This is a genomic window from Nitrospira sp. SG-bin1 (genome assembly GCA_002083365.1).
Classification (GTDB): domain Bacteria; phylum Nitrospirota; class Nitrospiria; order Nitrospirales; family Nitrospiraceae; genus Nitrospira_D.
In genome coordinates this window covers 22,739-44,419 of sequence record LVWS01000008.1, presented here as the reverse complement: position 1 = coordinate 44,419, position 21,681 = coordinate 22,739, and the positions used below count along the sequence as shown (strand labels likewise).

Here is a 21,681-nt window from a genome sequence, read left to right as displayed (position 1 = left end):
GGGGGTTAGGTCAACCTCGGCAGCTCGGTCTTGGTCTGCTCCCTCGTTTTCGGTTTGTACCCCATTCGATCGAGCACTTTCATGATGCGGGTCTTCAGCCGGTCATCGGCATCGGTCAACGCGGTGGCCAACGGTTCGACCGCCGGTTTGCCGATCTTCCGAAGAATCTCGGTCGCGGATTGACGAATTTCGTCTTCTTCGGACACGAGGAGCGGAATGAGCGACGGGACGGAGGGTTGCCCGAGTTTGATCAGCGAATCATAGGCCCGTTGCCGCACGTCACCGACCTCGTCGTTCAACGCCGTCACCAAGGGATCGACGGCGCGCGGATCTTTCAATTCACCGAGAACTTCCGCCGCGTACTTTCGGTTCAACCAGTGTGAATCCCGCAGATCGAGCAGCATGGCGTCGGCTCGGGCGGTGTTCGGATCTTTGGGGCGAACCCTAAAGCCCTTGGCAACCCGCTTCCCGCCTTCTTCCACCACGCGGATCGTGGCGCCGTCTCCCGCCTTGATCTTCGCGAGATCCTCCCACGCTTCCTCGGCGACGTCCAGAACGACCGTCTTGCCGTCGTATGCCAGGAGTTCGACCTCGAGCTGTTTGCTCTCGGGATTGACCGCGACCACCCGTTCGGTCACCAAGTTGAAACCGTCTTTTTTCTCTCCGCCTTTCGGGGCGATCTGAATGAGTTTCGGCGCTTCATCTGCCATGGCCTGTATCCTCTATTGGTTTGAGTTATCGCGATTCGGGTGTCCAGCCGAGACTGGCCAGTACGGCTTCAACGGTCTCCTGAACCATGGTGTTCTCGTCTTCACGCAGCTCCAGCAGGGGCTGAATGGCTTCTTTCGCGCCGAGCCGCGCGAGTGATTCGGCGGCATTCCTCCGCACCAGCCAATCTTCGTCCCTCAACGATTCGATCAACGGACTGATGCCTCGGCGATCGCCGATTTTGCCCAGAGCTTCCGCCGCATGGCGACGAACCATCCAATTGGAGCCCAGAAGCCCGTCGATCAACGCCTCGACCGCCCGCACATCGCCGATTTTCTTCAACACGCGGGCCGCGTCCTCGCGCAGAGTGCCGTCCATGAGCGCGTCGATCAGACCGGGCACGGCCTGGGAATCGCCGATCCGTTCGAGCGCCCACACGGCTGCCGTCCGCACCGCGCCGTCACGGTCCTTGATCGCCCTGACCAGATGATCGACGGCGCGTCGGTCCCGCAACTTGCCGAGGGCCGAAGCCGCCTGTTCTCGGATCGCCCACGAATCGTCTTGTAAGGCGTCGATCATCGAGTCGACGACGGAAGGACCCATCTGTACCACCGCACTGGTCGCCGCTTCCCGAATCACCGCATCCTCGTCGGCCATCAGGTCGATCAATCGGGGAAGCGCCTCAAGGCCGGTTTGGCCCAGGCTCGCGATCGCGTGCTCGCGCAACGCTTCGTTGTCGTCGTGCAACGCATGAATGAGTTGCTCGATCCGTTCGGATGCTTTGTGTTCAGTCATGCTCGTGGTCCTCTTCGGTGGATTGGCGTTCCACCGCTTCCATGGCTTCGAGCTTGTCGGCGATCAGACCGGCATTATAGGCCACGAGGCCGTCACGATCCGTTCGGAGCCGGTCAAAAAGTTCTTTCTGTGGGCGCAGGACCCCCACGTCCTTAATCTTGGCCAAGGCCTCCATGGCATACACCCGCAGTGGACGGATGGGAATGGCGTCGAGATAGAGCTGAGTGGGGCGCGCATCCCCGATCAGTCCGAGTGCCTTGATCGCCAACTCTTTGACCCCGGTATCCTTGTCCTGTTCCAGCCGCTTCATCAGCGGGGCGACGGCCCGGACGTCCCCGATTTTTCCCAGTAAATCGGCCGCAGCCTCCCGTACGAGCCAGTCGTCGTCTTCCAGATATTCGATGAGAAGTTCCACGCTCGGCCGTCCGATCCCAAGAAGGTCGATGATCGTCGCCATGCGCGCCTCCTCGCGCTCGCTGGCACCCTCGACCGCCCGCAACGCGTTGAACGCCGTATCGATCCGTTCGCGGATCGCGCTCAGCTTCTTCAATGTTCCGACGGCGATATCCCGGACGGCCGGTTTGCCCATCGCCTCGATAAAGGCATCGAGGGAACGTGGGTCCAACAATTGATCCAGCATCAATGCCGCCGCGACCTGGACATCTTGGTCGGGATGATGGAGCATCTCGCACAGGGGAAGGACCGACGTGGGAATCGCTCCGATCAGATGGGTCAAGACTTCTTGCTTGTCTCCTTCCGGGGTTTTCGGCAGCAAGGCGACCAGTGCGCGCGCCGTATCCGTGTCCAAGACCCCCGCCATCTGCTCAAGAGCGGCCGCGCCCGCCTTCCGAAGGATCTCTTCGTGGCTATCGAGCAGGCCGACCAGCGCGACTCCGGCCCGAGGGTCCTTGAGACGAGCCAACATCGCGGCCGCTTCTTTTTTCAACTCCGTGGGTCCGGACCGTAACGCCTCGATGAGCGCCTGGACCGACCGGGGACCCCCGGCCACGCAAGCCGCCGTCGCTCGCATGCGGCGCCAATCCTCTTCATGGATCAACTCGGAGACCAGCGTCTCAATCGTTTCTTTCGGCATGGCGTTCTTCAGTGGCGCAACAGCCTACGTCCTGCAGGCTGTTTTCATGAGGTCCATGATCGTCTGCCGGGTTTCCACCCCGCCGACGCCAATATCTCACGGATGTGAAACAGGACATTTTCATCGCGAGGCTCGTTCAACAGCGGCAGAAGGAATGGAACGATCTTCGATTTGAATCTCGTCAGGGCCGTGGCGGCCTCCGCCCTGGTAAACGTCGGCCCCAGTGCCGCGACGAGCGACGGGATCGCCCGCTCGTCACCGATCTCGCCCAGTGCCCGTGCCGCCGCGCCTCGTGTGATCATTTCCTCGTTCCATTGGTCTCCACAGCCTGCCACGGTCCTCGTCACTTCCGGAGGCCCCGCTCCCGTGAGAACGTCGATCAGCTTTGGAACCGCTCGCGGATCGCCGATTCGGCCGAGTGCTTCGACCGCCAAGGTCCTCAGTCCAGGCTCCTGCATGGCCGTGAACAGGAAGTCGACGGCCCGCGGGTCGCCGATCTCGCCAAGGGCTCGCACGGCATCTTCGCGAACCGCCGAATCTCGATCGTTGAACAGCACTGACAACAAGGGTTCCGCGGCCCGTTTTGATTTGGCCTTCCCGAGCGACTCCACTGCATGAAGACGCACGAGCCAGTCCTCATGCTGCAACGCCTTCAAGAGGGATGGAATCGCCGCGTCGCCGATGGCGGCCAGAGCGGCAACCGCTTCTTCGCGAACCGCCTTGACCTTGTCTTGCAGCAGTGGAATGAGCGGCTCAATCGCGTCCGCGTGCCGGACGCGACCCAAGGCTTTGGCCGCGTGCATCCGAACGATCCAGTCGCTGCTGCGCAGAGCCTTGATGAGGGGAGTCAGCGCCCGCTCATCGGCGATCGCGGCCAAGATGGCCGAGGCCGATTCCTGGACCGAGAGATCCGGTTCGGCAAGGCAGATTCCTATCGCTTCCACCGCCGGGGCTCCGATCGAGCGCAACGCGTCAATCGCCGCCTCTCGTACCGAACGGTCCCGGTCCCGCAGGAGAGCGACCAGCGGCATCACTGCGCGAGGATCTTTGAAGGTGCCGAGGAGGCCGGCCGCTTCACCGCGAACAGCCCAATCCTGGTCCCTGAGCGCGGCGATCTGTTCGGTTACTGCATCGGTCATGCTGGTATCGGGCTTACGACGGGATTCACCTGGGCGCAAAACTCGTTCTCGCGCCTCGGGCTTGATGGAGTCCCCATATGCATGCCGGAGGCGCTCACGCGATGTCGCCGGACGGGCCAAAGCGACCGGTTTGCCCTAGCGGCCGATCGACGCGCAGATTGTCGGCCTGGCTCGAGCTGATTTCCACCACTTCATCAGGAGGCGTCCAGCCGAGTTTTTCCAACGTATCGAGGGTGATCTGCTTCAAGGCGTCTTTCGCCGTCAGTCGAACGGATGCGTACGACAGCACCCGTTCCTTTTCAGCCTCGACCTCAGACGCTTTAGGATCATAGAGGAAGGCAATCAGCGGTTCGATGGCCGCGTCTCCGATCACCGCCAAGGCCGCCGCGGCTTTCTCCCGCAACACCCCGTCCTTCAGCAACATGATCAAATCCGGAATCACGCGAGGATCGCGAAACTGACCGAGGGCCGTGGCCGCGGCCTCCTTGATGAACGCATCCTCGCTGACGATGCACCCCGGTGTCGGAGAGCCTTCCTGTTTGATGCCTTTGCCCTTCAAGGCGTTCAACACGGCCGGCAAGGCGCGCGCATCGCCGATCATGCCGAGCGAGGCGATGGCATGGCGCTTGACGGCTCCATCTTTCATGGCTTCGATCAGCGCGTCGATGGCCCGCGAATCACCGATCATGCCTAACGCGATGGTCGCGTCTTCGCGAACGGCCCGATCCGGGTCCTTCAAGGCGCCGATCAAGGCGTCCACGACCTTGGCGTCCCGTACCCACGACCTGCCGATTTGATAGTCCGTGGTCATGCCTCCCAACGCGCGAGCCGCGTGACATCGAACCACGAAGTCTTTGTCAGTGAGGCTGTCGATCAACGGATCGACCGAGGGATGTCCGATATAGACCAGCGCCGTTCCGGCGGTCTCGCGCACGATTTTCGAAGAATCCCGAAACAGTTTGATCAAGGCCGGAATGGCTTTGGGGTCGGCGATTTTGCCCAAGGCTTCCGCCGCTGCGCTCTTGACGGCCCCGTCCCGGTCGCGACAAGCGACGATCAACGCCTCGACGGCCCGTGGGTCTTTGAGCTTCCCAGCTGCTTTCGCTGCATGTTCGCGCACGCGCCAACGTTCGTCTTTCAGGGCCGTCACCAGACGATCGAGCACGGCCGGACCCATCTTGGCCATGGCCTCCACCGCCTGATCGCGAACTTCCATGATGGAGTCGTTGAACAGACAGATCAGGGCTTCCACCGCCTTCGTCCCGCCGATTTTCGCGAGGCCGCAACCGGCATGAGCCCGCACGGACCAGAAGTCATCGTTGCAGGCGTCGATGAGGGCGTTCAGCGTGGTCGGATCACCCCTGTCGGCGAGCACCTTCGCCGCTTCTTCACGGGTGGCATCGTCGACGTCTTCGAGTGCTTCCAGAAGATCTTCGAGCAGGTCAGCCATCGTTCGGTTTCTGTTCGTAATAGGGGTCGCGCTGCCCGCCGTGCGGGTACATGCGTTTGCACGACACCACCAACGTTTGTGTTCCGCGGCCTTGGATACATTGATCCAGGGATGTTGAAAAATCGAGTGTGCCGTTGAGAGTCACCGTAAAGGGAAAATCGAACGTAAAACTGATGAATTTGTATTTGCCCGGTTTCAACCGCAGTTCCCGAAGCTCGGATGTCTTGGGCGCATCGAGGGACTCGGGGTCGGAATTCCAGATCGACGGCGTCACGCCGGGGACTTGCCACCATGAAACGGGGACCAGCTTCGTCGCATCGATGGTAATACTGTGTTCTCTAAGATGGACGGCCGGCGGGTCTCCCGCGAATCCCTTCTCCGGACCAAGCAGAATGAGCGGGTTCAGCGCCACGAAGCCGAAGACCGAGAGAAACAGGTGTCGCATGCAAGTCGTGCGGCGCATGGAGATCAGCGTTTCTTCACGGGCCGAGCGGTTGAGGCGGTCGCCGTGGTTTGAAAAATTTCTTCCACCGCCTTGCTCTCCCATTCCGTATGAGTGTCCAGACCCAAAATCTTCATCACGGTGGCTCCGGTATCGAGGATCGACACCGGCTGGCGAATGAGTCGGCCTTGCTTGATGCCGGCTCCCGAGACGATCCAGGGAACGACCGGCGAGTCCGTCGTCGGGGTCTCTGCGCCAGGATCGGTCCCTTTCCCGCTGAGAGCGGTCACCATGACCGCGGTACGATCCAAGAGCGAGTATTCCTTGAAGAGGTCCAAGACGGACTTCATCGCGCCATCCACCGTTCGGGACGCCTCACGATACTCTTTCGAATTCCAGCCGTGGGTCACGCCGGCCCTTCCCGCTTCCGGCAGGTGAACCACCAATAAATGAGGCAGGGACAGAATGGCATGGCCATATCCATGTCCGCTGGTCGCCTTTTGAAGATACTGTTGGATGTAGGCGACGAGTTTCTGAGAGCCACATTCGGGCCGCAAGGCCCCGCAGAGTTGATAGTCTGTATAGGGTTCCGGTTTGGCGAGTTGATAGAGGGACTCATCCATGTAAAAGATGGCACTGTCTCGGCCGCCGCTTAAATCCAAATAGTCAAAGAGGCTGGGATGGCGTGGATAGCCTCGACTGAATTCGAAGAAGTTCCAGGTGATTCCGTGTTTCTCCACCGGCATGCCGGTCACCAACGAGGCCATCGTGGGCAATCGCAGAGCCGGTTTGACTCCGCTCGCGGACCAGGTCACCGCCCCGTCCTTGACGAGCTTGCTCAGGATAGGCATCGCGCCGCCCTTGAGCGACTCTTGGCCGAATCCCTCGAGGACAAAGAGAATGACGTGTTCCGCCCCGGACCGGTGCGCTGTGGTGTCTTTCCCGAGCGGGGACGCCGCATCCACAGATGCGTAGACCCCGGTTTCAAACAAGATGGTCAGGAGGCCGAAAAGGATCGAGCGAACATAGCGTGAGGGATGTATCATGACGAAGTCTCACCCGCATGTATCCTACAAGTTAGAGCGGTACCCTAACATGCAAATTTTCCGGAAGGCAAGGTGGGGGAAGCCATCAGGCGATCGCTGGCGGAACAACCTTCCGGGTGCTATGCTGAAGCCGCTGACGGTATTCATCCGCGCTCGGAGCGAGAAGGGGAGTGAATGTCCGGTCGAAGAGTTCCTCAACCGTCTCGTCATGTGTTCCTTCGGTCTTATCCATTTCACCGGTTCATGGTCCTTTATCTGGCGTTCGCATCGTTCCTAGCTTCGGGTCCGGCGTTCGCTGATGTCAGGGTCGTCAATGCCCATGGTGAGCATCGCATGGGGGATCGCGACACCAAGGAAGATGCCGTCAGACTCGCGACCGAGACGGCCAAGCGGAACGCACTCGAGCAAGTCGCGACTTACCTGGAGAGTGTGACCGTCGTGAGGGATATGGATGTCACCAAAGACGAAATCCGGTCTTATACGGCTGGATTGGTGATCGTGCTCAATCAACAGATCTCCACCGTGCTCGATGGAGATGTCGTGGTGATCAAGGCCGACCTCTTGGCCCAGATGGACACGGACGAGGTGGCGCGAGCGATTACGGCCCTCCGCGAGAACGAGGATGCTCGCGTGCAATTGGCGGCGCTGAAACAAGAAAATGAACGGCTGCAGGAGGAACTTCATGCCGCCAATCTGACTCTGAGTCACGCGGCCACGCCGGAGCAGGTTCAGCAAGCCGCGCAAAAACGAAAAGAAATTCTCAACCGAGTGCAGTCGAACGCCATGGTGTCGCAAGCATGGACGAATTGGGTGCTCGCCTCGCCGGCCGGCATCCCGCAGGCCTTGCTCAATAGCGCCATCGGCCTTGCTCCGAGTAATCCGCATATCGCGATCGCGCAACAGGCCATCACCTACAGGCAGCCCCATGCACCGCCTGTCCCACCGAGGCCTGGGAGCAGGCCGGGTCGCATGCCGACCCATGAGTTGGTTCCGCCCCCAGGGGGATCAGGTGCGCCACGCACGCCGAACGAAATCATTCATGGTGGTTCGTCCCGATCACCGCGCCCTCAGTACAGGTAAGCACTTCCGGGATTGGACTCGGGAGATCCGTGGGGCTGTGGAGAAGCAAGTTGAAGCACACCGGTGACATCACCGCCGCGGTCGTGGGCCTTTGGCTTGTTGGGGGAATGTTTTCTCCCCCCACACAAGCTGCTGACGCGAGTCATGGCGGCTATTCGTCGGATCACTATTGGGTGGGGAACGGTCAGGGAGATCTCACCAAGGGCCGAGTCGTCTGTCAGCGTGTATCGGAACTGTCAGCTCGGACGGATTTGGCCAAGCAGATCCGTGTGTTGGTCAAGGAACATCTGACCGATCGGGTTCGTGAGCGGTCGGGACGGGAGAGCGAACAGGACATCGAATTGATTCGCGAGGAAATCGTTCAGGAATACCTGCACGACGTGAAGATCGTCGATCGCCGGATCGATGAAGAGAAGAAGATCTGCACGGCGACCGCCGTCATGCCGAAGAATCGCATTCCAATGAAGCCCGCCACAGATCAGGAAACCTCTGCAGCCCGTACTCCATGACCGCAGCCGGTCTCCTTGCAGCCGTGAACTGTTATCGGATATGTAGTTCCTCATGCCGATCGAGAATAATTTTCAGCATGACGAGCTGTCACGGAAAAATCCCGGTGAGCGCTTGCGGGTAGCGGATCTGGGGGACGCCGTCTCTCCGGATTCGCCGGAATGGGGCGAGGCGCTGGCCCAGTGTGGGACGAGCCTGTCTCGGGCCGGTGTCGCAGCCATTATCTTTCTCCATGGTTCGCTCCACGGTACCGATGTGTTCGGCATGCAGCGGTTGGATGAGGGCGGTGGGCTCAAACGAGGCTACTCACGAGGTGTGTCGGGGCTCGATGCCTTGCTCGCCGCCATGCGCGAGGAAAGTAATGGGATCCCGTTGTTGCCGGGTGGATTGAAGCCGCCGCTTGCCGACGATGACGGAACCAAACATCTTCTGGATGAACAGATCGGTGACGCGGGAAACTTTACCGAAACCTATGTTCAATCGTTCAGGACAGCGATCAATAGAAACCTGGCTCACCAGATCTCCTGCTACCGGTTGCTCTGGACGTCGGAGCACCACCATCTTGGACGGGCACTCGCCGCCGTGTCCTTGCTCGCCGACCTGCACAAGGTCTGTAAACAGCAAAATTTGGGGAAGGGGCATCGGATTCTGCTGCAGGCTCATGGGCAAGCCGGCTTGATCCTGGCGCTTGTGTCGAATCTTCTCTGCCCGAGTCCCATCACCGGTCGGCCGCGGTTTCTCGAGATCCTCACCCAGTATGCCGGCCAGGCCAATCAGAGCGAACTGACCGACACGATCAAGCTCGTTGAATCCATGCTCGCGACTGCGTCGCCCCTTCATGGAGTTCTCCTCGACATGGTGACCTTCGGCACGCCGGTCCGCTACGGGTGGGATCCGTCCGGTATCGGGAAGTTGCTGCACGTCGTGAACCATCGAAACTTGCGTACGGATGGAAAGAACTGGCTGGCGAAGATGGAGTTGCCGCACATTACCCTGGAGATGCCGATTGCCTGGGGCGGCGATTATGTTCAGGAACTGGCGGTTGCCGGCAGCGATGCCGTCCCTTCCACCGAACCGGCTAAAGCGACAAATAAAAGGATTTGGGAGATGGTCGAGCCGTACGATGGATTCGAGCGGTGGCTGGAATGTGCCAGACGAGCCGTGCGCTTTCCCGGCGAGGGGCGCTGTCTCCTCGTCGATTACCATGACAGCACCGGCTCGACGAACCCCCGCGACCATTACTATGGCCATGCAATCTATACACGTCGGCAAACCCAGCTGTTCAATACGACCCAGATCGTTCGTGCTTTTTACGAATCCTAGCTTTCTTCCGCGGCAGTCGAAGCGCTCATGGCTTCGCTGCCGCTCCTAGCGGACCCGTAATGCGAGTCCGAATCCGAATTAAAGGCCGCGGGCAGCACCTCTTCAATCCGCTCCGCCAAGATGAAAGTCAGTTCGTCGCGCACTTCTTCCGGGACGTCTTTGAGATCTTTCTCGTTGGCCTTGGGCAGAATAATGCGCTTAATGCCCGCACGATGCGCCGCCAGCACTTTTTCTTTGATACCTCCCACCGGTAAGACCAGCCCGCTCAAGCTGATTTCCCCTGTCATGGCCGTGTCGCTGCGTACGGCTTTGCATTCGTAGGCGGACGCCAAGGCGGTCGCCATGGTGATGCCGGCTGATGGGCCGTCTTTGGGAATGGCCCCGGAAGGAACATGAATGTGAACTCCATTCCGTTTGAACCGAGAGATGTCCAACCCCATGCTTTCGGCATGCGACCAGAGATAGCTTCTCGCTGCGCGGGCGGACTCCTGCATGACGTCGCCCAACTGGCCCGTCAAGGTCAATTCATGGCTGCCGGGAAGCAAGGTGGTTTCGATGTAGAGCACATCGCCTCCGGTCGGTGTCCAGGCCAAGCCGGTTGCGACACCAGGAGGCAGATTCTTCCGGGCTTCTTCCGGCATGAACCGTTCGGAACCTAACCACTCGCCGAGCAGGTCCGACTGAATGGTGACAGGCCGGCGTTCCTGGCCCTCCGGAAGGTCGGCGAACATCAAGGCCACTTTTCTGGTCAACCGTCCCAGCATCTGCTCCAGTTGGCGCACACCCGCCTCCCGCGTATAACGTGAGATGACGCGATTCAGGACCTCGTCCGAGAGCACCACTTGGCTTTCGGCGATACCTGCCTCCTGGAGACGTCTCGGCCATAAGTAGCGGCGGGCGATTTCGGCTTTCTCGCGCTCGCTATAGCCCTGGAGCCGAATGACCTCCATACGATCCAAGAGAGGTTGGCTGATGGTGTCGAGCGTATTGGCGGTCGTGATGAAAAACACCTTCGACAGATCGAACGGGAGGTCCAAATAATGGTCACGGAAGGTGTGATTCTGTGCCGGATCAAGAATTTCCAACAGCGCGGAAGCCGGATCGCCACGGAAATCACGTCCCATCTTATCGACTTCGTCCAGCATCAAGACGGGATTGTTGACACCGGCCCGACGGATGGCTTGAATGATGCGGCCCGGCAGCGCGCCGACATACGTCCGGCGATGGCCGCGCAGCTCGGCTTCGTCATGAACTCCACCGAGGCTGAACCGTTCGAACGTCCGGCCCATGGCGCGTGCGATTGATTGTCCCAAGCTGGTCTTGCCGACACCGGGAGGGCCGACGAGGCAGAGAATCGGGGCCTTCGCCGTCGGGTTGAGCTTCAAGACCGCCAGGTGTTCCACGATGCGTTCCTTGACTTCCTTGATCCCATAGTGATCTTCCTCCAGCACCTGCCGGACCGTCGAAAGGTCCAGATGTTCTTCGGACGCCTTCTTCCACGGGAGTTCGAGAACCAACTCCAGGTAGGTCCGAAGCACCTGATGGTCGGGTGATGTCGGCGGGACCTTGCTCAACCGAGCGGCCTCGCGCTCGACTTCCTTGCGAATAGGCTCGGGCAAGTCGGCTTCGGCGATCTGCCGTTTCAGCCGAGCCACTTCGTTTTCTTCGTCCTCGCCTTCACCCAACTCATCTTGGATGGCCTTCAATTGTTCGCGCAGGATGTACTCTCGTTGATTCTTGCCGATTTTTGTTTGCGCATCCTTGGCGATCTTTTCCCGCAATTGTAGGATCTGGATCTCCTTGGAGAGCGCGGCGTAGAGTCCGCGCAGGAGGTCCAACGTCGACGAGCTTTCGAGTAGGCGCTGTTCTTCCACCACATCGAGATTGACGAGCGAAGCGATGCGATAGGCGAGTGCCACGGAGTCGTCCTCGTCGCTCAGTACCGCGCCGACTTCTTGGATGCCCGGAGCCTGGATCAGTCTCGGTAGGTCGGACACCAGCTCCTGAATGGCCCGGTGAAGCGCTTGGACTTCCGGTCCATCGTCCGTCGGGCGTCCCAGAGAACGGACACGGACGAGGGAGTAGGGAGCGGACTGTTCCTCTTTCAGCAGGACGACGCGTTCCAGCCCCTGCACCAGCGCGTGGATCGTGCCCTCGGACGATTGGCCGATTTGCTTGACGATGGCCTTCGTCCCGATGGAATACAACTCGGCGAGTGCCGGCTCTTCGGTTTGGGGATCGCGTTGCGCGACGACGACGATCGTCTTCTCTTCGGTCTTCATGGCGGCATTGACCGCTGCAACAGACCGCTCACGACCGATCGTCAGCGGCATCATCACACCGGGAAACAACACCGTGCGTTTGACGGGGAGTATCGGCAAGGTCGACAGTATCGTATTCTCCATTGGAGTCCATCCTTCCTGAGGGTTCACAACATTATAACAGCCTGATAGGTTGCCGATCGTGGAAGTCAAGAGGCGGGAATGTGCGATTAACAGGAACTAATGAACGGAGAAGGACCCATGGTTCGGTATCTCCATCCACGTGATCCAAGGGCCCATGGAAAGCCACGCACGTTTGTGCTATCCATGCTCAGCCTATCGGCTCTTGTAAACAGGTCGACGTACCATTGCTCGGTCAGTTAGAGAGTTCCCACGATGATGCTATCAGGAGGTGAGGCATGAATGGACTGGAGTCTTTCCGCGCGACATGGCTCGGCGTCCTGCTGTTCATGGCAGCCGTGCCTGTTCTGAATGGCTGCACTACGATCAACGGTACCGTCAACCTCCTCCAAGGAATCAGATTGGGTGATAGTGCCTCGTCGATTGGGTTGGGATCCCCGCAATTATTCGTACTGGATGGCAGAGGAACGTGCCAAAGTGTCAATGTGGATTGGGGAGACGGAACGATTGAGCTAAACGTCGCTCCTGTGCAAGGTCGGCGCATTGAGTTCGAGACCTCGAATATCGAGACCCGCTATCTGCGTCATGTCTACAGCGGTTGGGGCGGTGGGAAGACCGTCACGGTGGAAGGTGTGGGCTGCGAAGGCAAGATCAGGGGACGGTTCAATGCGAGCCCCAGCGAGAGAAGGATAGGTTGGGCCCAGCCGGCCCCGCCCGGCACAACCGGTGTCTGCCAAACAGTCGCCGGCTTGCCTGGCATGATTCTACGCATGCTGGTACATGTTTCATTGGCACCGGTCACCTTTAGTCCGACGCCAGGTGTCACTTTCAGGGGCATCAACTTCGGCTGTTTCGCATGGGGCTGCGTCCACGATGCGGATGGCAGACCTGGGACAGTTGCCGATTCCCGCTTTCCCTTTCCCGGCCTGAGAGAGTACTCCGTCGTGTTTCGAATCGGATCGCAGGTGGTTCAAGGAGGAACCAATGTGCAGTTCACCACGACGGCCAGCGGGCCTCTGGAGTTTTGTCTGAATGACGGTGACAATGACCTGACCAATAACCAGGGTGGGTTCGACGTCACCATCAGTGTCGATCAGTTGGGGCCCTGACCTTCCGCCTGCACCGTGCCGGGAGGTGGAGTTCAATCAATCCTTGCTCCGTGACATGGGATCATGCGAGAAGTCTAACGGTGAGTCAATGCGCAGACCATTGGTTCGTGTGCGGCTCCTGTCCGATTCGTAACGAGGATCCGCGATGCGCGTGGTGATGAATTATTGCAGCCATTGCGGCGCACGGGTGACGCATAAGGTTCCGCTCGGCGACAATCTGCCTCGCCATGTGTGTGATCAGTGCGAGAGCATTCACTACCACAACCCCAAAATCGTGGCTGGCTGTATTCCGGAATGGGAAGACCAAATCCTCTTATGTCGCCGCGCGATCGAGCCGCGACTCGGCCTCTGGACCTTTCCGGCAGGGTTCATGGAGCTGGGGGAAAGCACCGAGCACGCGGCCGTGCGTGAAACACAGGAAGAGGCGCAGGCCGATGTCATGATTACCGGACTCTATGCGGTGCTGAGCCTGCCCAATATCGGGCAGGTCTACCTGGTGTTCCGTGGCCGAATGAAAACGCCTGCCTTTCAAGCGGGGCAGGAAAGTTTGGAGGTACGGCTGTTCCCTCTCTCGGAGATTCCCTGGGAGACCATCGCGTTCCCCGTGGTCGGTGAAGCCTTGAGACGCTACGTCGCCGACGCCAAGAACGGCGAATTTCCACTCTACCTCGCCAGCCTGCCGGATAAACCGGGGTTCTAGCGGGCTACCCATGTGTGAGGACGTTTAGTCCCATCCGTAAAGATTCTGACACATCTTCTTGCTTTGTCGCTGCATCGGAAAATTGGCCGAGCCGGTAATGTGAGAGGACTTTCGTCAAGTCCTGACCAAAGAATATCGGAGGAGAAATATCAGGATGAAGGAAAGACTTGCATGGAGCGGAAACCGCTCACAACTTCGGCAACTCGCCTTTGGGAACGATGAGGGCTTGCCCCGATGTGACGGAAAGTTGTTCGACCACCCGCTTGAGTCGTTCTTGTTCAGGGGGCGCCACGGTTAAAAATTCGACTCCGATGCCTTGCGATCCGGACCAGCGGACGGTTCCTTTGCTAATGTGGATGGGTGTCGCTTCGCCGGGCAATTCAATGAGTAATTCCACCTGCATGCCGGTAAAGGGCTGAACGACGCTCTCCAATCGGCAGCCTTTCAACGAGAGATCCTTCACGGACGCGTTGTAGCGGAGTTTGTCTCTCTGAACCAACGTGCTGGGGATCGCAACCGGAAACCGGGGGAATTTCCGAATGACCATCGTGTATCCTTGTGTCTCGTGGCAGTTCTTCTCTGTCTGCGAGACGATGGAAATCAGACTCTTTGGCGTCGAACCGATCGACGTGCTCTCTCGTGAGTCCAGTGGTGCTACGCAGCAGGCTATGTGTCCGGAGGCGACTTGTCAACGAAAAGACCGATCTGAACAAGAACGGCTGAGTCGGCACGGTAAGCGAATGCCGATCGTTTTCGAAAACTTTACCAGCGATACCCCCAATACCCGTAGTGTCGTGGGCCCCACCAGGGACGGTAAAGGGGAGAAGCGTAGATTCCTGAACTTCCAAAATGAAGTCCCAACCCCAGCCCGAGGCCCAGGGGATAGCCATAGGAATACGGGTAGGGGTAAGGGAACGGAACCATGGAGGTGGCGGGCCGCTCGGCAAGTTGGCGTTGCAGGTCGGTTGTGGCCGTGGTTTGTCGATCCAGCTGATCCTTGAGTTGGCTGACGGCGCTCTGTTGCGCCTGAAGTTTTCCTTCGAGCTCCGCAATCTTCTTCTGTTGCGCTTCCAGGAAGGCGTTCACGCAACGGGTCTGAGCGTCGCCTGAGTAGTTGGAACATTCCCACGGCACTTGGAGGGTTTCGGCTATGGAGGGTAAGGGCAAAAGGGCGCACGCCAGACATCCAGCAAAAATTAAGGCTTGCGACAGTCGCCCTCGGAAGGTTTCTGCCTGCATGGCTCCCTCTTGAGCTACTTAGAGACTACCATGGGCATTGTGCCTTGGCCAGATGATCCGACAGTCGTTTATTGACAGAGACCCGCAATTTCCGATACAGTTTCTCCCCTTGAGTGGCTGCTCCGGTCGTGTGTGCAGTGAATGAGAAGGTCGGGCGCGGAAGGCCGGCGCCGCTCTCCGCACAAGAACCACTAGAGAATCCAGCGCGTTATAGGACGACGAACGGTTCAGGAAAGTCCGATGAACAGGGAACTGAAAATTTTCTCTGGCAATGCCAATCTTGCGCTTGCTCACGAGATCTGCGCCTATCTTGGGCAGAAGCTGGGTGAAGCGACCGTCTCCTCGTTCAGCGATGGGGAGATTCGAGTCAAGATCGACGAAAACGTGCGCGGCGCCGACGTGTTCGTCGTCCAGTCCTGTTGTCAGCCGGTCAACGATTCCTTGATGGAATTGCTGATCATCATCGATGCGTTGAAACGTTCGTCGGCCAACCGTATCACGGCCGTCATTCCCTATTTCGGATATGCTCGTCAGGATCGCAAGGATCAACCGCGCGTCCCCATTACCGCGAAGTTGGTCGCGGACTTGATGACGACCGCCGGGGCCGATCGTGTCCTATCGATGGATCTTCATGCCGGTCAAATTCAGGGATTTTTCAATGTGCCGGTGGACCACCTCTATGCGCTCCCGGTCTTGCTGGACTATATAATCAAGAAACAGATCACGGATTTGGTCGTCGTCTCGCCCGATGCGGGCGGTGTGGAACGCGCCAGGGCATTTGCCAAGCGCCTGCAGGCCAACCTGGCCATCATCGACAAGCGACGTGAAGGCCCCAACCAAGCGCAAATCATGAATATCATCGGGGACGTGCAAGAGAAACACGTGCTGCTCCTCGATGACATGATCGATACGGCGGGCACCATTGTTCAAGGCGCTCAGGCCTGTCTGGATCACGGCGCTCGGGAGGTCATGACGGCTTGCACTCACCCGGTACTGTCGGGGCCGGCTCTGGAACGATTACAGGCGTCATGTCTCTCTCAAGTGGTGGTGACCAACACGATTCCGCTACGGGGGAAAGAGCTGGTCTGTCCGAAGTTACATCAATTGTCGGTGGCGCCTCTGCTGGGCGAAGCCATCAGACGGATCCATGAAGATGAGTCGGTGAGTTCACTATTCGCCTAGCAGGCTTCGTAAAACTCGGTTGATGCCAACAATATGCCTGGTCCGTACGATGTTAAGGCGAGAATAAACTTCAGGATGCTCAAAAAAGGCTGTCCAGCAAGGCCGCAGCGAACGAAGAGGCGAGGCGTACGCTTCGGTACGTTGAGATCTCTGAGCGATGCGAGAACGCCGCTGGCGGACTTTTTCAGCATCCTGCTAAGCGCTGCGTAAGAAGCAGAGAGAGACGGAGGAAGATCATGAAATTCGATTTGGCAGTGGCAGTACGAGAGCAAGCGGGAAAAGGAGCCGCACGGTCCATGCGGCGGGCGGGAAAAATCCCGGCAGTACTCTATGGCCAGGGGGAATGTCTCTTGCTGACCGTCAATCCAGACGAGCTCACCAAGATCCTTAAGTCTCACGCGGGCAGTACCGCACTGATTTCGCTCACGGTCACCGGTGCCAAATCCAAACCGAATCGCACGGCCCTCTTACGCGATTATCAGGTGGACCCCGTGACCGGAGTCGTCCTGCACGCGGATCTCTTTGAGATTTCCATGAGCAAGCCGATTCGCGTAAAGGTTCCCATCAAGGTTATCGGGGGGATTCCGGCCGGCGTCAAAGAGGGCGGCGTGCTACACCATAATATGCGTGACGTGCATGTCGAATGTCTTCCTGCCGTATTGCCGGATCACATCGAGGTCGATGCATCGGCCTTGACCATCGGCAACGGCATTCATGTGAAAGAAATCGGAGCGCGTGAAGGGATCCGTTTCTTGGATGATCCCGATCAAATGGTCGTCAGCGTCGCCGCGCCGATGACGGATGCCAAACTCGAGGCCTTGCTCACCAGCGGCGCCGGGGCTCCAGGAGAGCCTGAAGTGATGGCCAAGGGAAAGGAAGCGGCCGGGACCGAAGCGGGCGCCGAGCCGGCCAAGGCGGGTGCCGCAGCGCCTGCCGGTGAAGCGAAGGCAGGCGAGAAGAAAGAAGCCGCGGCTGCTCCGAAGGCTGAAAAGAAAGAAGCCGAAAAGAAGAAGTAACGTTGCATCTGCTCGTTGGACTGGGCAATCCCGGCAAAGCCTATGCCCAGACCCGTCACAATGTCGGCATGTGGATCATCGAGCGGGCTGCCGCTCGATGGTCGATCCGACTCTCACCGCGCGGCACAGCTCAACGAGGTTCCGGACGGCTGGGAGGGAAGTTGGTCGAGCTGGCGGGCCTGCTCGACTGGATGAACTGTTCCGGTCCTCCCGTGAAAGGCCTCCTCCGGGAATTCGCCATCACGCCCAACGAGCTCATCGTCATACACGACGATCTTGACTTGGAGCCAGGGCGATTGCGGATCAAGCCGGCCGGCGGTCACGGAGGACACAACGGCATCAAGTCCATCATCGAGGCCATTGGAACGCCGCAATTTGTGCGGTTGAAGGTGGGAATCGGCCGCCCGGCCCCGGGCCGGGACTCCGCCGACTATGTGTTAGAACCGGTTCGCAAGGATGAGATGGGCGTCTTTGAACCGTGCCTCGAACGGGCCGTCGATGCCCTGGAATGTTTGATTCATCGAGGGCCGGACGCGGCGATGAATCAGTTTAATATCAGAGAAAAGGCCGTCGACGAAGGGGAGGGTGCAAATTAATGGGACTCTGTTGCGGCATGATCGGCTTGCCGAATGTCGGGAAGACGACGGTCTTCAATGCGCTGACCGGCGGCGGCGCCCTGGCGGCGAACTATCCGTTCGCGACCGTCGATCCGAACACCGGTATTGCCCTGGTGCCGGATCCTCGGCTGATCAAGTTGACCGAGCTGTTCGCTTCGAAGAAAACCACCTACAGCACGCTGGAAGTGCGGGATATCGCCGGGCTGGTCGAAGGGGCCAGCAAAGGCGAGGGCCTTGGCAATCAATTCCTTGGCCATATCCGCGAAGTCGATGCGTTGCTCCATGTGGTCCGCTGTTTTCAAAGTACGGATGTCGTGCATGTCAGTGGCGGGATAGATCCGCTGCGCGACATCGGTGTGATCGAAACCGAACTCATGCTGTCCGACTTAGAGACGCTCGATCGGCGAAAACAAAAGACCGAGAAGAAAGTCCGGGCCGGCGACAAAAAGGCTGCTTTTGAAGTGGAGTTTCTTGCCAGGCTCATCGGTTTGCTCGACAAAGGCGAGTGGTTGGGCAACCGAGAGTACAGCGCGGAAGAACGGGTGATTCTCAGCGAATGTCAGCTGCTCTCCGCCAAGCCGGTCCTGTTCGTGGCGAACGTGTCAGAAGGGAAAAATGCCGACGAAGCCATGGTTCAGACCGTACGCGACTTTGCCGCCAAGCGAGGCGCCCGTGTGGTGACCATCTGTGGGCAGCTCGAGGCGGAGCTGTCCTCTTTACCGGAGAGTGAACGAGCCGACTTCCTGAACGAAATGGGACTCACTGAATCGGGACTCGTTAGATTGACGCGTGAAGCTTATACCTTGCTGGATCTGATTACCTTTTTCACTGCCGGCGAAGTAGAGTCTCGCGCCTGGCCGATTCCAAAAGGTATGAAGGCGCCACAAGCGGCAGGCAAGATCCACTCCGACATGGAGCGGGGCTTCATCCGTGCCGAGGTCTATCACTACGACGATCTGCTGGCCTGTGGATCTGAGGCCAAGGTGAAAGAGAAGGGCTTGTTCCGCCTCGAAGGCAAAGATTACGTGATCAAAGAAGCGGACATCGTGTATTTCCGCTTCAATGTGTAAGGTTATGTGCGCATCAATCTTCTTGCCATGGTTGTGTAGTGATGAAAACACTTTTCGCGGCCAGAAAAGTTCAAGCCTATGTATGTAGGCCTACCGGCTTGACCGGAGATTTCAAGATAAGCAGATTCTCTGCGCCGCCGTTGCGCATGTCCCTCTAAAGCTATGTTCCTAAGTCTCCGTCATGCTTGATCTGCTTGCGAATGTCTTTGTGCTGGATTGGCTGGCCACCTACTGGGGGATTGGCCTGCTCTTCTTTGCCGCCGAATATTGGTGGTCGACACGCCCGGTGCCCTATCTCCAGGTGCTGCTGCAGGATGGAGCCGCCTTCACTACCTATCAGGTGTTTTTTGCCTTAGCCTTGCAGGTAACCAGCCGAATCCCGTTTCCATCCTATTCCTATTGGCGCTGGCAGGCACTGCCGTTCGGTGTCAGGTTGGTGGTCTTTCTCGTCGCCATTGACGGAATCGCATACTGGATGCATCGGTTCTGGCATACATCGCCGGGCTGGCCGATCCATCGTTGGCACCATGCCCCCACCGAACTCTATTGGCTGGCCGGTGTCCGGGCGAGCTTTCCACAAATCGTCCTCGCGAATATCCCGTATCTCTTGGCGTTCCCGCTGCTCAAACCGGTGCCTGCGTTATTTTTCCCTCTCTACTCCTACATGTTGGTTCTGACCAATAACTGGATGCACATGAACGTCACTTGGCAATCAAGCAAACTGGAGTGGTTTTTCGTCACGCCTCGCTATCATCGTGTGCATCATCTGAAGGAAATTGGAAAGGCCGGGGCGAATTTTGGGGTTCTGTTTACGGTGTGGGATCGTTTGTTCGGGACGTATGTCGATCCGGAGCGGGTGAATTCCACAGGACCGTATGGCATTGAGGAAACCGTCCATCCAGTCCGTATGGCAGTCGGGGTCTAAGCGGAGAAGTGATTCCTGATCAACCGTGACCCGCGATCTCTGCCTTTCCCTCGATCCGGTTTGAAGCTCTCGGAGCTCTAGCTCTGGTGTTTGTCCAACCGCCAGATATGTTCCGTCGCCGGGCACTTGCCCTTGAGCCCGCCGGGGATTTCGAGACGGGCCAGCGGCGTGAGGGTGTAGTAGTCGCCGTAATGACGATGGAGTTCATCGGCGGTGACGGAAAATGGCGGCCCGTCTACCACGGTCTGGTCGTACTCATAGCCGATGACGAGTTGGGGGGCCAACGCTGTGAGAGCCTTGAGATGTGTCGCGTACTGTACTCGCATCACCTCCGGTAGTGCGACCAGCGCGGCCCGGTCATAGACCGCATCGACGGGACCGAGGATTTCCTGAGAGAGGTCAAAGAGATCGCCCACGAAGATATCAATCTTCTTTCCGCTGAAGAGCTGGTGTTTCCCGACCTCTGAAATGCGAGGTTCCATCCCCAGCTCCGCAAAGAGCTGTGTTACGGCCAGCTCACTGAGTTCCGCTCCGGCAACCGCATAGCCGCGAGACAGGAGCCAGCCCAGATCGAGCGACTTGCCGCAGAGCGGAACAAAGACGCGCCCGCCCGGTGGAACGTGCAGCGAAGGAAAGTGCGCGATCAGCAGCGGATTAACGGCTTGCTCGTGCCAGCCTGTCTGGTTCGTCTGCCAGCGGTTGTGCCAAAAACTTGCATCCATAACAAATTCCCCAGTGTATGGAATGTCAGGTTGTTGCCGGGACCATCCTAAAGGGCTCAGGTCAAGATCCGACTCCAACTTTCCTTTTACTCAGGTTCCCTGGATGCGTGGGTTGCGTCATCGGTATCGTGGGTCTTCTGCACGTAATCTCCAGGCGTCAGCACAGGGATGCCTCGAAAGGGATTAAGCGTCAGCAGGTCCCGGTCCCCGCTGACAATCAGCGCCGCATTGCCGTTGACCGCGATCTCTAAAATCCGGTTGTCTGATTCGTCCCGGCACTCATGTACCGCCGTCACGATCGGCACCATCTCGGCCACCCGTAGCACAAGCCGCACGAATTCTTCACGGTCCTCCACACTGAGATAGCGGTCGAATTTCTTGCGCGACAACACGTCCGCCAGTTCATACAGGCTGTCTTCGGACATCAAGATGAAGTCTTCGGTAATCGCCTTTCGCACCGCTTGTCCGGGCACGGAGTCGTTCAGCAGCATGCCGCTGATCAGGGTGTTGGTATCCAGCACCACCCGCCGTCTAGCCCTCATCAGCCAGAATCTCGTGGAGCTTTTGTTCCGTCAGCCCCTGCGCTTTGGCCTTTTTGCTCACTCGATCTGAAAACCGCAGAAGCTCTTGCCGGTTCATAGCGCACACCCGTTCATATTCCTGAGCCGAGAGCAGCACAGCCACATCCCGTTTTTGGCGGCGGATCATCACGGGCTCACGTTGCGCCGCATCCAGGATTGCCGCCAGCTTCTGCTTTGCATCGCTTGCTGAGACGTATCGCATGGTGTCACCTCGTACGTCCATTCTATCTATTTTAGACAAAATAGACAATATTCATATAATATACAAATCTATGGGTTGTGTGACCATACATCCTGGCAACGACCGATATTGATATTATTGTGGTCCCGGCTTCTGCCATGGCGGGACAACGAGTCAAAGACGCTCTGTTGATTCTTCCTGCTCAAGCGGCCAAGGAGATTGAGCCGGCCTGGTTCAAGAAGAATCAAGACTTGCCCCCAAGGCTATCGACCATCTGATCAAACACCTAGGATTTATTTTTAAGAAGTTCCGCGAGAAGTGAGCTAGAGCTTGAGCCTGTGGTTCCTGCATTCT

23 protein-coding genes are annotated in these 21,681 nt (G+C 58.5%); 10 read left to right on the top strand and 13 right to left on the bottom strand.

From position 1 onward, the window contains the following. Positions 1-5: 5 nt before the first annotated feature. The 7 genes from A4E19_14660 to A4E19_14630 form a co-directional block, all read right to left on the bottom strand. On the bottom strand, positions 6-710 hold the full coding sequence (locus tag A4E19_14660; protein OQW36973.1) for a hypothetical protein: 705 nt from the start codon (positions 708-710) through the stop codon (positions 6-8). Between the two features lie 25 nt (positions 711-735). After that, positions 736-1,503: a hypothetical protein gene (locus A4E19_14655; GenBank protein ID OQW36972.1), complete on the bottom strand. Its 768-nt coding sequence runs from the start codon at positions 1,501-1,503 to the stop codon at positions 736-738. Further along, positions 1,496-2,596, bottom strand: coding sequence for a hypothetical protein (locus A4E19_14650; protein ID OQW36971.1), 1,101 nt, complete (start codon positions 2,594-2,596; stop codon positions 1,496-1,498). Before A4E19_14650 ends, A4E19_14655 begins: the two co-directional genes overlap by 8 nt. Positions 2,597-2,640: 44 nt before the next feature. Next, entirely contained in the window at positions 2,641-3,735 is a 1,095-nt protein-coding gene (locus A4E19_14645; protein ID OQW36970.1) for a hypothetical protein, read from the bottom strand. Between the two features lie 94 nt (positions 3,736-3,829). After that, a complete protein-coding gene (locus A4E19_14640) occupies positions 3,830-5,185 on the bottom strand; it encodes a hypothetical protein (GenBank protein ID OQW36969.1) in 1,356 nt (451 codons plus the stop codon). Further along, entirely contained in the window at positions 5,178-5,630 is a 453-nt protein-coding gene (locus A4E19_14635) for a hypothetical protein (GenBank protein OQW36968.1), read from the bottom strand. The genes A4E19_14640 and A4E19_14635 overlap by 8 nt, the downstream gene beginning before the upstream one ends. A gap of 23 nt (positions 5,631-5,653) precedes the next feature. After that, a complete protein-coding gene (locus tag A4E19_14630) occupies positions 5,654-6,673 on the bottom strand; it encodes a hypothetical protein (protein ID OQW36967.1) in 1,020 nt (339 codons plus the stop codon). Between the two features lie 243 nt (positions 6,674-6,916). On the opposite strand from A4E19_14630, the gene A4E19_14625 reads away from it, so the two are divergent. Genes A4E19_14625 through A4E19_14615 form a run of 3 tightly spaced genes read left to right on the top strand, consistent with a single transcriptional unit; the run spans position 6,917 to position 9,583 of the window. Further along, positions 6,917-7,753, top strand: a complete 837-nt coding sequence (locus tag A4E19_14625; GenBank protein OQW36966.1) for a hypothetical protein — start codon at positions 6,917-6,919, stop codon at positions 7,751-7,753. A gap of 29 nt (positions 7,754-7,782) precedes the next feature. Continuing rightward, on the top strand, positions 7,783-8,262 hold the full coding sequence (locus A4E19_14620) for a hypothetical protein (protein OQW36965.1): 480 nt from the start codon (positions 7,783-7,785) through the stop codon (positions 8,260-8,262). 52 nt (positions 8,263-8,314) lie between these two features. Beyond that, complete coding sequence (locus tag A4E19_14615; protein OQW36964.1) at positions 8,315-9,583, top strand: hypothetical protein; 1,269 nt, start codon at positions 8,315-8,317, stop codon at positions 9,581-9,583. On the opposite strand, the gene A4E19_14610 is transcribed toward A4E19_14615, so the two are convergent. Further along, on the bottom strand, positions 9,580-11,988 hold the full coding sequence (locus A4E19_14610) for an endopeptidase La (GenBank protein OQW36963.1): 2,409 nt from the start codon (positions 11,986-11,988) through the stop codon (positions 9,580-9,582). The two genes, A4E19_14615 and A4E19_14610, sit on opposite strands and share 4 nt — an antisense overlap. A gap of 275 nt (positions 11,989-12,263) precedes the next feature. Between A4E19_14610 and A4E19_14605 the strand changes: the two genes are divergently transcribed. Further along, positions 12,264-13,094: a hypothetical protein gene (locus A4E19_14605; GenBank protein ID OQW36962.1), complete on the top strand. Its 831-nt coding sequence runs from the start codon at positions 12,264-12,266 to the stop codon at positions 13,092-13,094. 157 nt (positions 13,095-13,251) lie between these two features. Then, positions 13,252-13,794 carry an ADP-ribose pyrophosphatase gene (locus A4E19_14600; protein OQW37041.1) on the top strand — a complete coding sequence of 181 codons (543 nt, stop codon included), beginning with the start codon at positions 13,252-13,254 and terminating at the stop codon, positions 13,792-13,794. 187 nt (positions 13,795-13,981) lie between these two features. Here the strand turns inward: A4E19_14600 and A4E19_14595 are convergent, their stop codons facing one another. Together A4E19_14595 and A4E19_14590 are read right to left on the bottom strand one after the other, a co-directional pair. Next, positions 13,982-14,341 carry a hypothetical protein gene (locus A4E19_14595; protein ID OQW36961.1) on the bottom strand — a complete coding sequence of 120 codons (360 nt, stop codon included), beginning with the start codon at positions 14,339-14,341 and terminating at the stop codon, positions 13,982-13,984. Positions 14,342-14,556: 215 nt separating this feature from the next. Further along, entirely contained in the window at positions 14,557-15,033 is a 477-nt protein-coding gene (locus A4E19_14590) for a hypothetical protein (GenBank protein ID OQW36960.1), read from the bottom strand. Positions 15,034-15,273: 240 nt separating this feature from the next. On the opposite strand from A4E19_14590, the gene A4E19_14585 reads away from it, so the two are divergent. The 5 genes from A4E19_14585 (at position 15,274) to A4E19_14565 (ending at position 19,843) form a co-directional block, all read left to right on the top strand. Beyond that, positions 15,274-16,215, top strand: a complete 942-nt coding sequence (locus A4E19_14585; protein ID OQW36959.1) for a phosphoribosylpyrophosphate synthetase — start codon at positions 15,274-15,276, stop codon at positions 16,213-16,215. A 236-nt stretch (positions 16,216-16,451) separates the two neighbouring features. Next, a complete protein-coding gene (locus A4E19_14580) occupies positions 16,452-17,231 on the top strand; it encodes a hypothetical protein (GenBank protein ID OQW36958.1) in 780 nt (259 codons plus the stop codon). A 2-nt stretch (positions 17,232-17,233) separates the two neighbouring features. Continuing rightward, entirely contained in the window at positions 17,234-17,827 is a 594-nt protein-coding gene (locus A4E19_14575) for a hypothetical protein (protein OQW36957.1), read from the top strand. After that, positions 17,827-18,918: a redox-regulated ATPase YchF gene (locus A4E19_14570; protein ID OQW36956.1), complete on the top strand. Its 1,092-nt coding sequence runs from the start codon at positions 17,827-17,829 to the stop codon at positions 18,916-18,918. Before A4E19_14575 ends, A4E19_14570 begins: the two co-directional genes overlap by 1 nt. Before the next feature lie 181 nt (positions 18,919-19,099). Then, complete coding sequence (locus A4E19_14565; GenBank protein OQW36955.1) at positions 19,100-19,843, top strand: hypothetical protein; 744 nt, start codon at positions 19,100-19,102, stop codon at positions 19,841-19,843. A 77-nt stretch (positions 19,844-19,920) separates the two neighbouring features. Here A4E19_14565 and A4E19_14560 read toward each other — a convergent pair whose 3' ends face one another. From A4E19_14560 to A4E19_14550, 3 genes are all read right to left on the bottom strand, one after another. Beyond that, a complete protein-coding gene (locus A4E19_14560; GenBank protein OQW36954.1) occupies positions 19,921-20,565 on the bottom strand; it encodes a thiopurine S-methyltransferase in 645 nt (214 codons plus the stop codon). Between the two features lie 86 nt (positions 20,566-20,651). After that, positions 20,652-21,089, bottom strand: a complete 438-nt coding sequence (locus A4E19_14555; protein OQW36953.1) for a hypothetical protein — start codon at positions 21,087-21,089, stop codon at positions 20,652-20,654. A gap of 7 nt (positions 21,090-21,096) precedes the next feature. Next, on the bottom strand, positions 21,097-21,348 hold the full coding sequence (locus tag A4E19_14550) for a prevent-host-death family protein (GenBank protein OQW36952.1): 252 nt from the start codon (positions 21,346-21,348) through the stop codon (positions 21,097-21,099). Positions 21,349-21,681 lie beyond the last annotated feature (333 nt).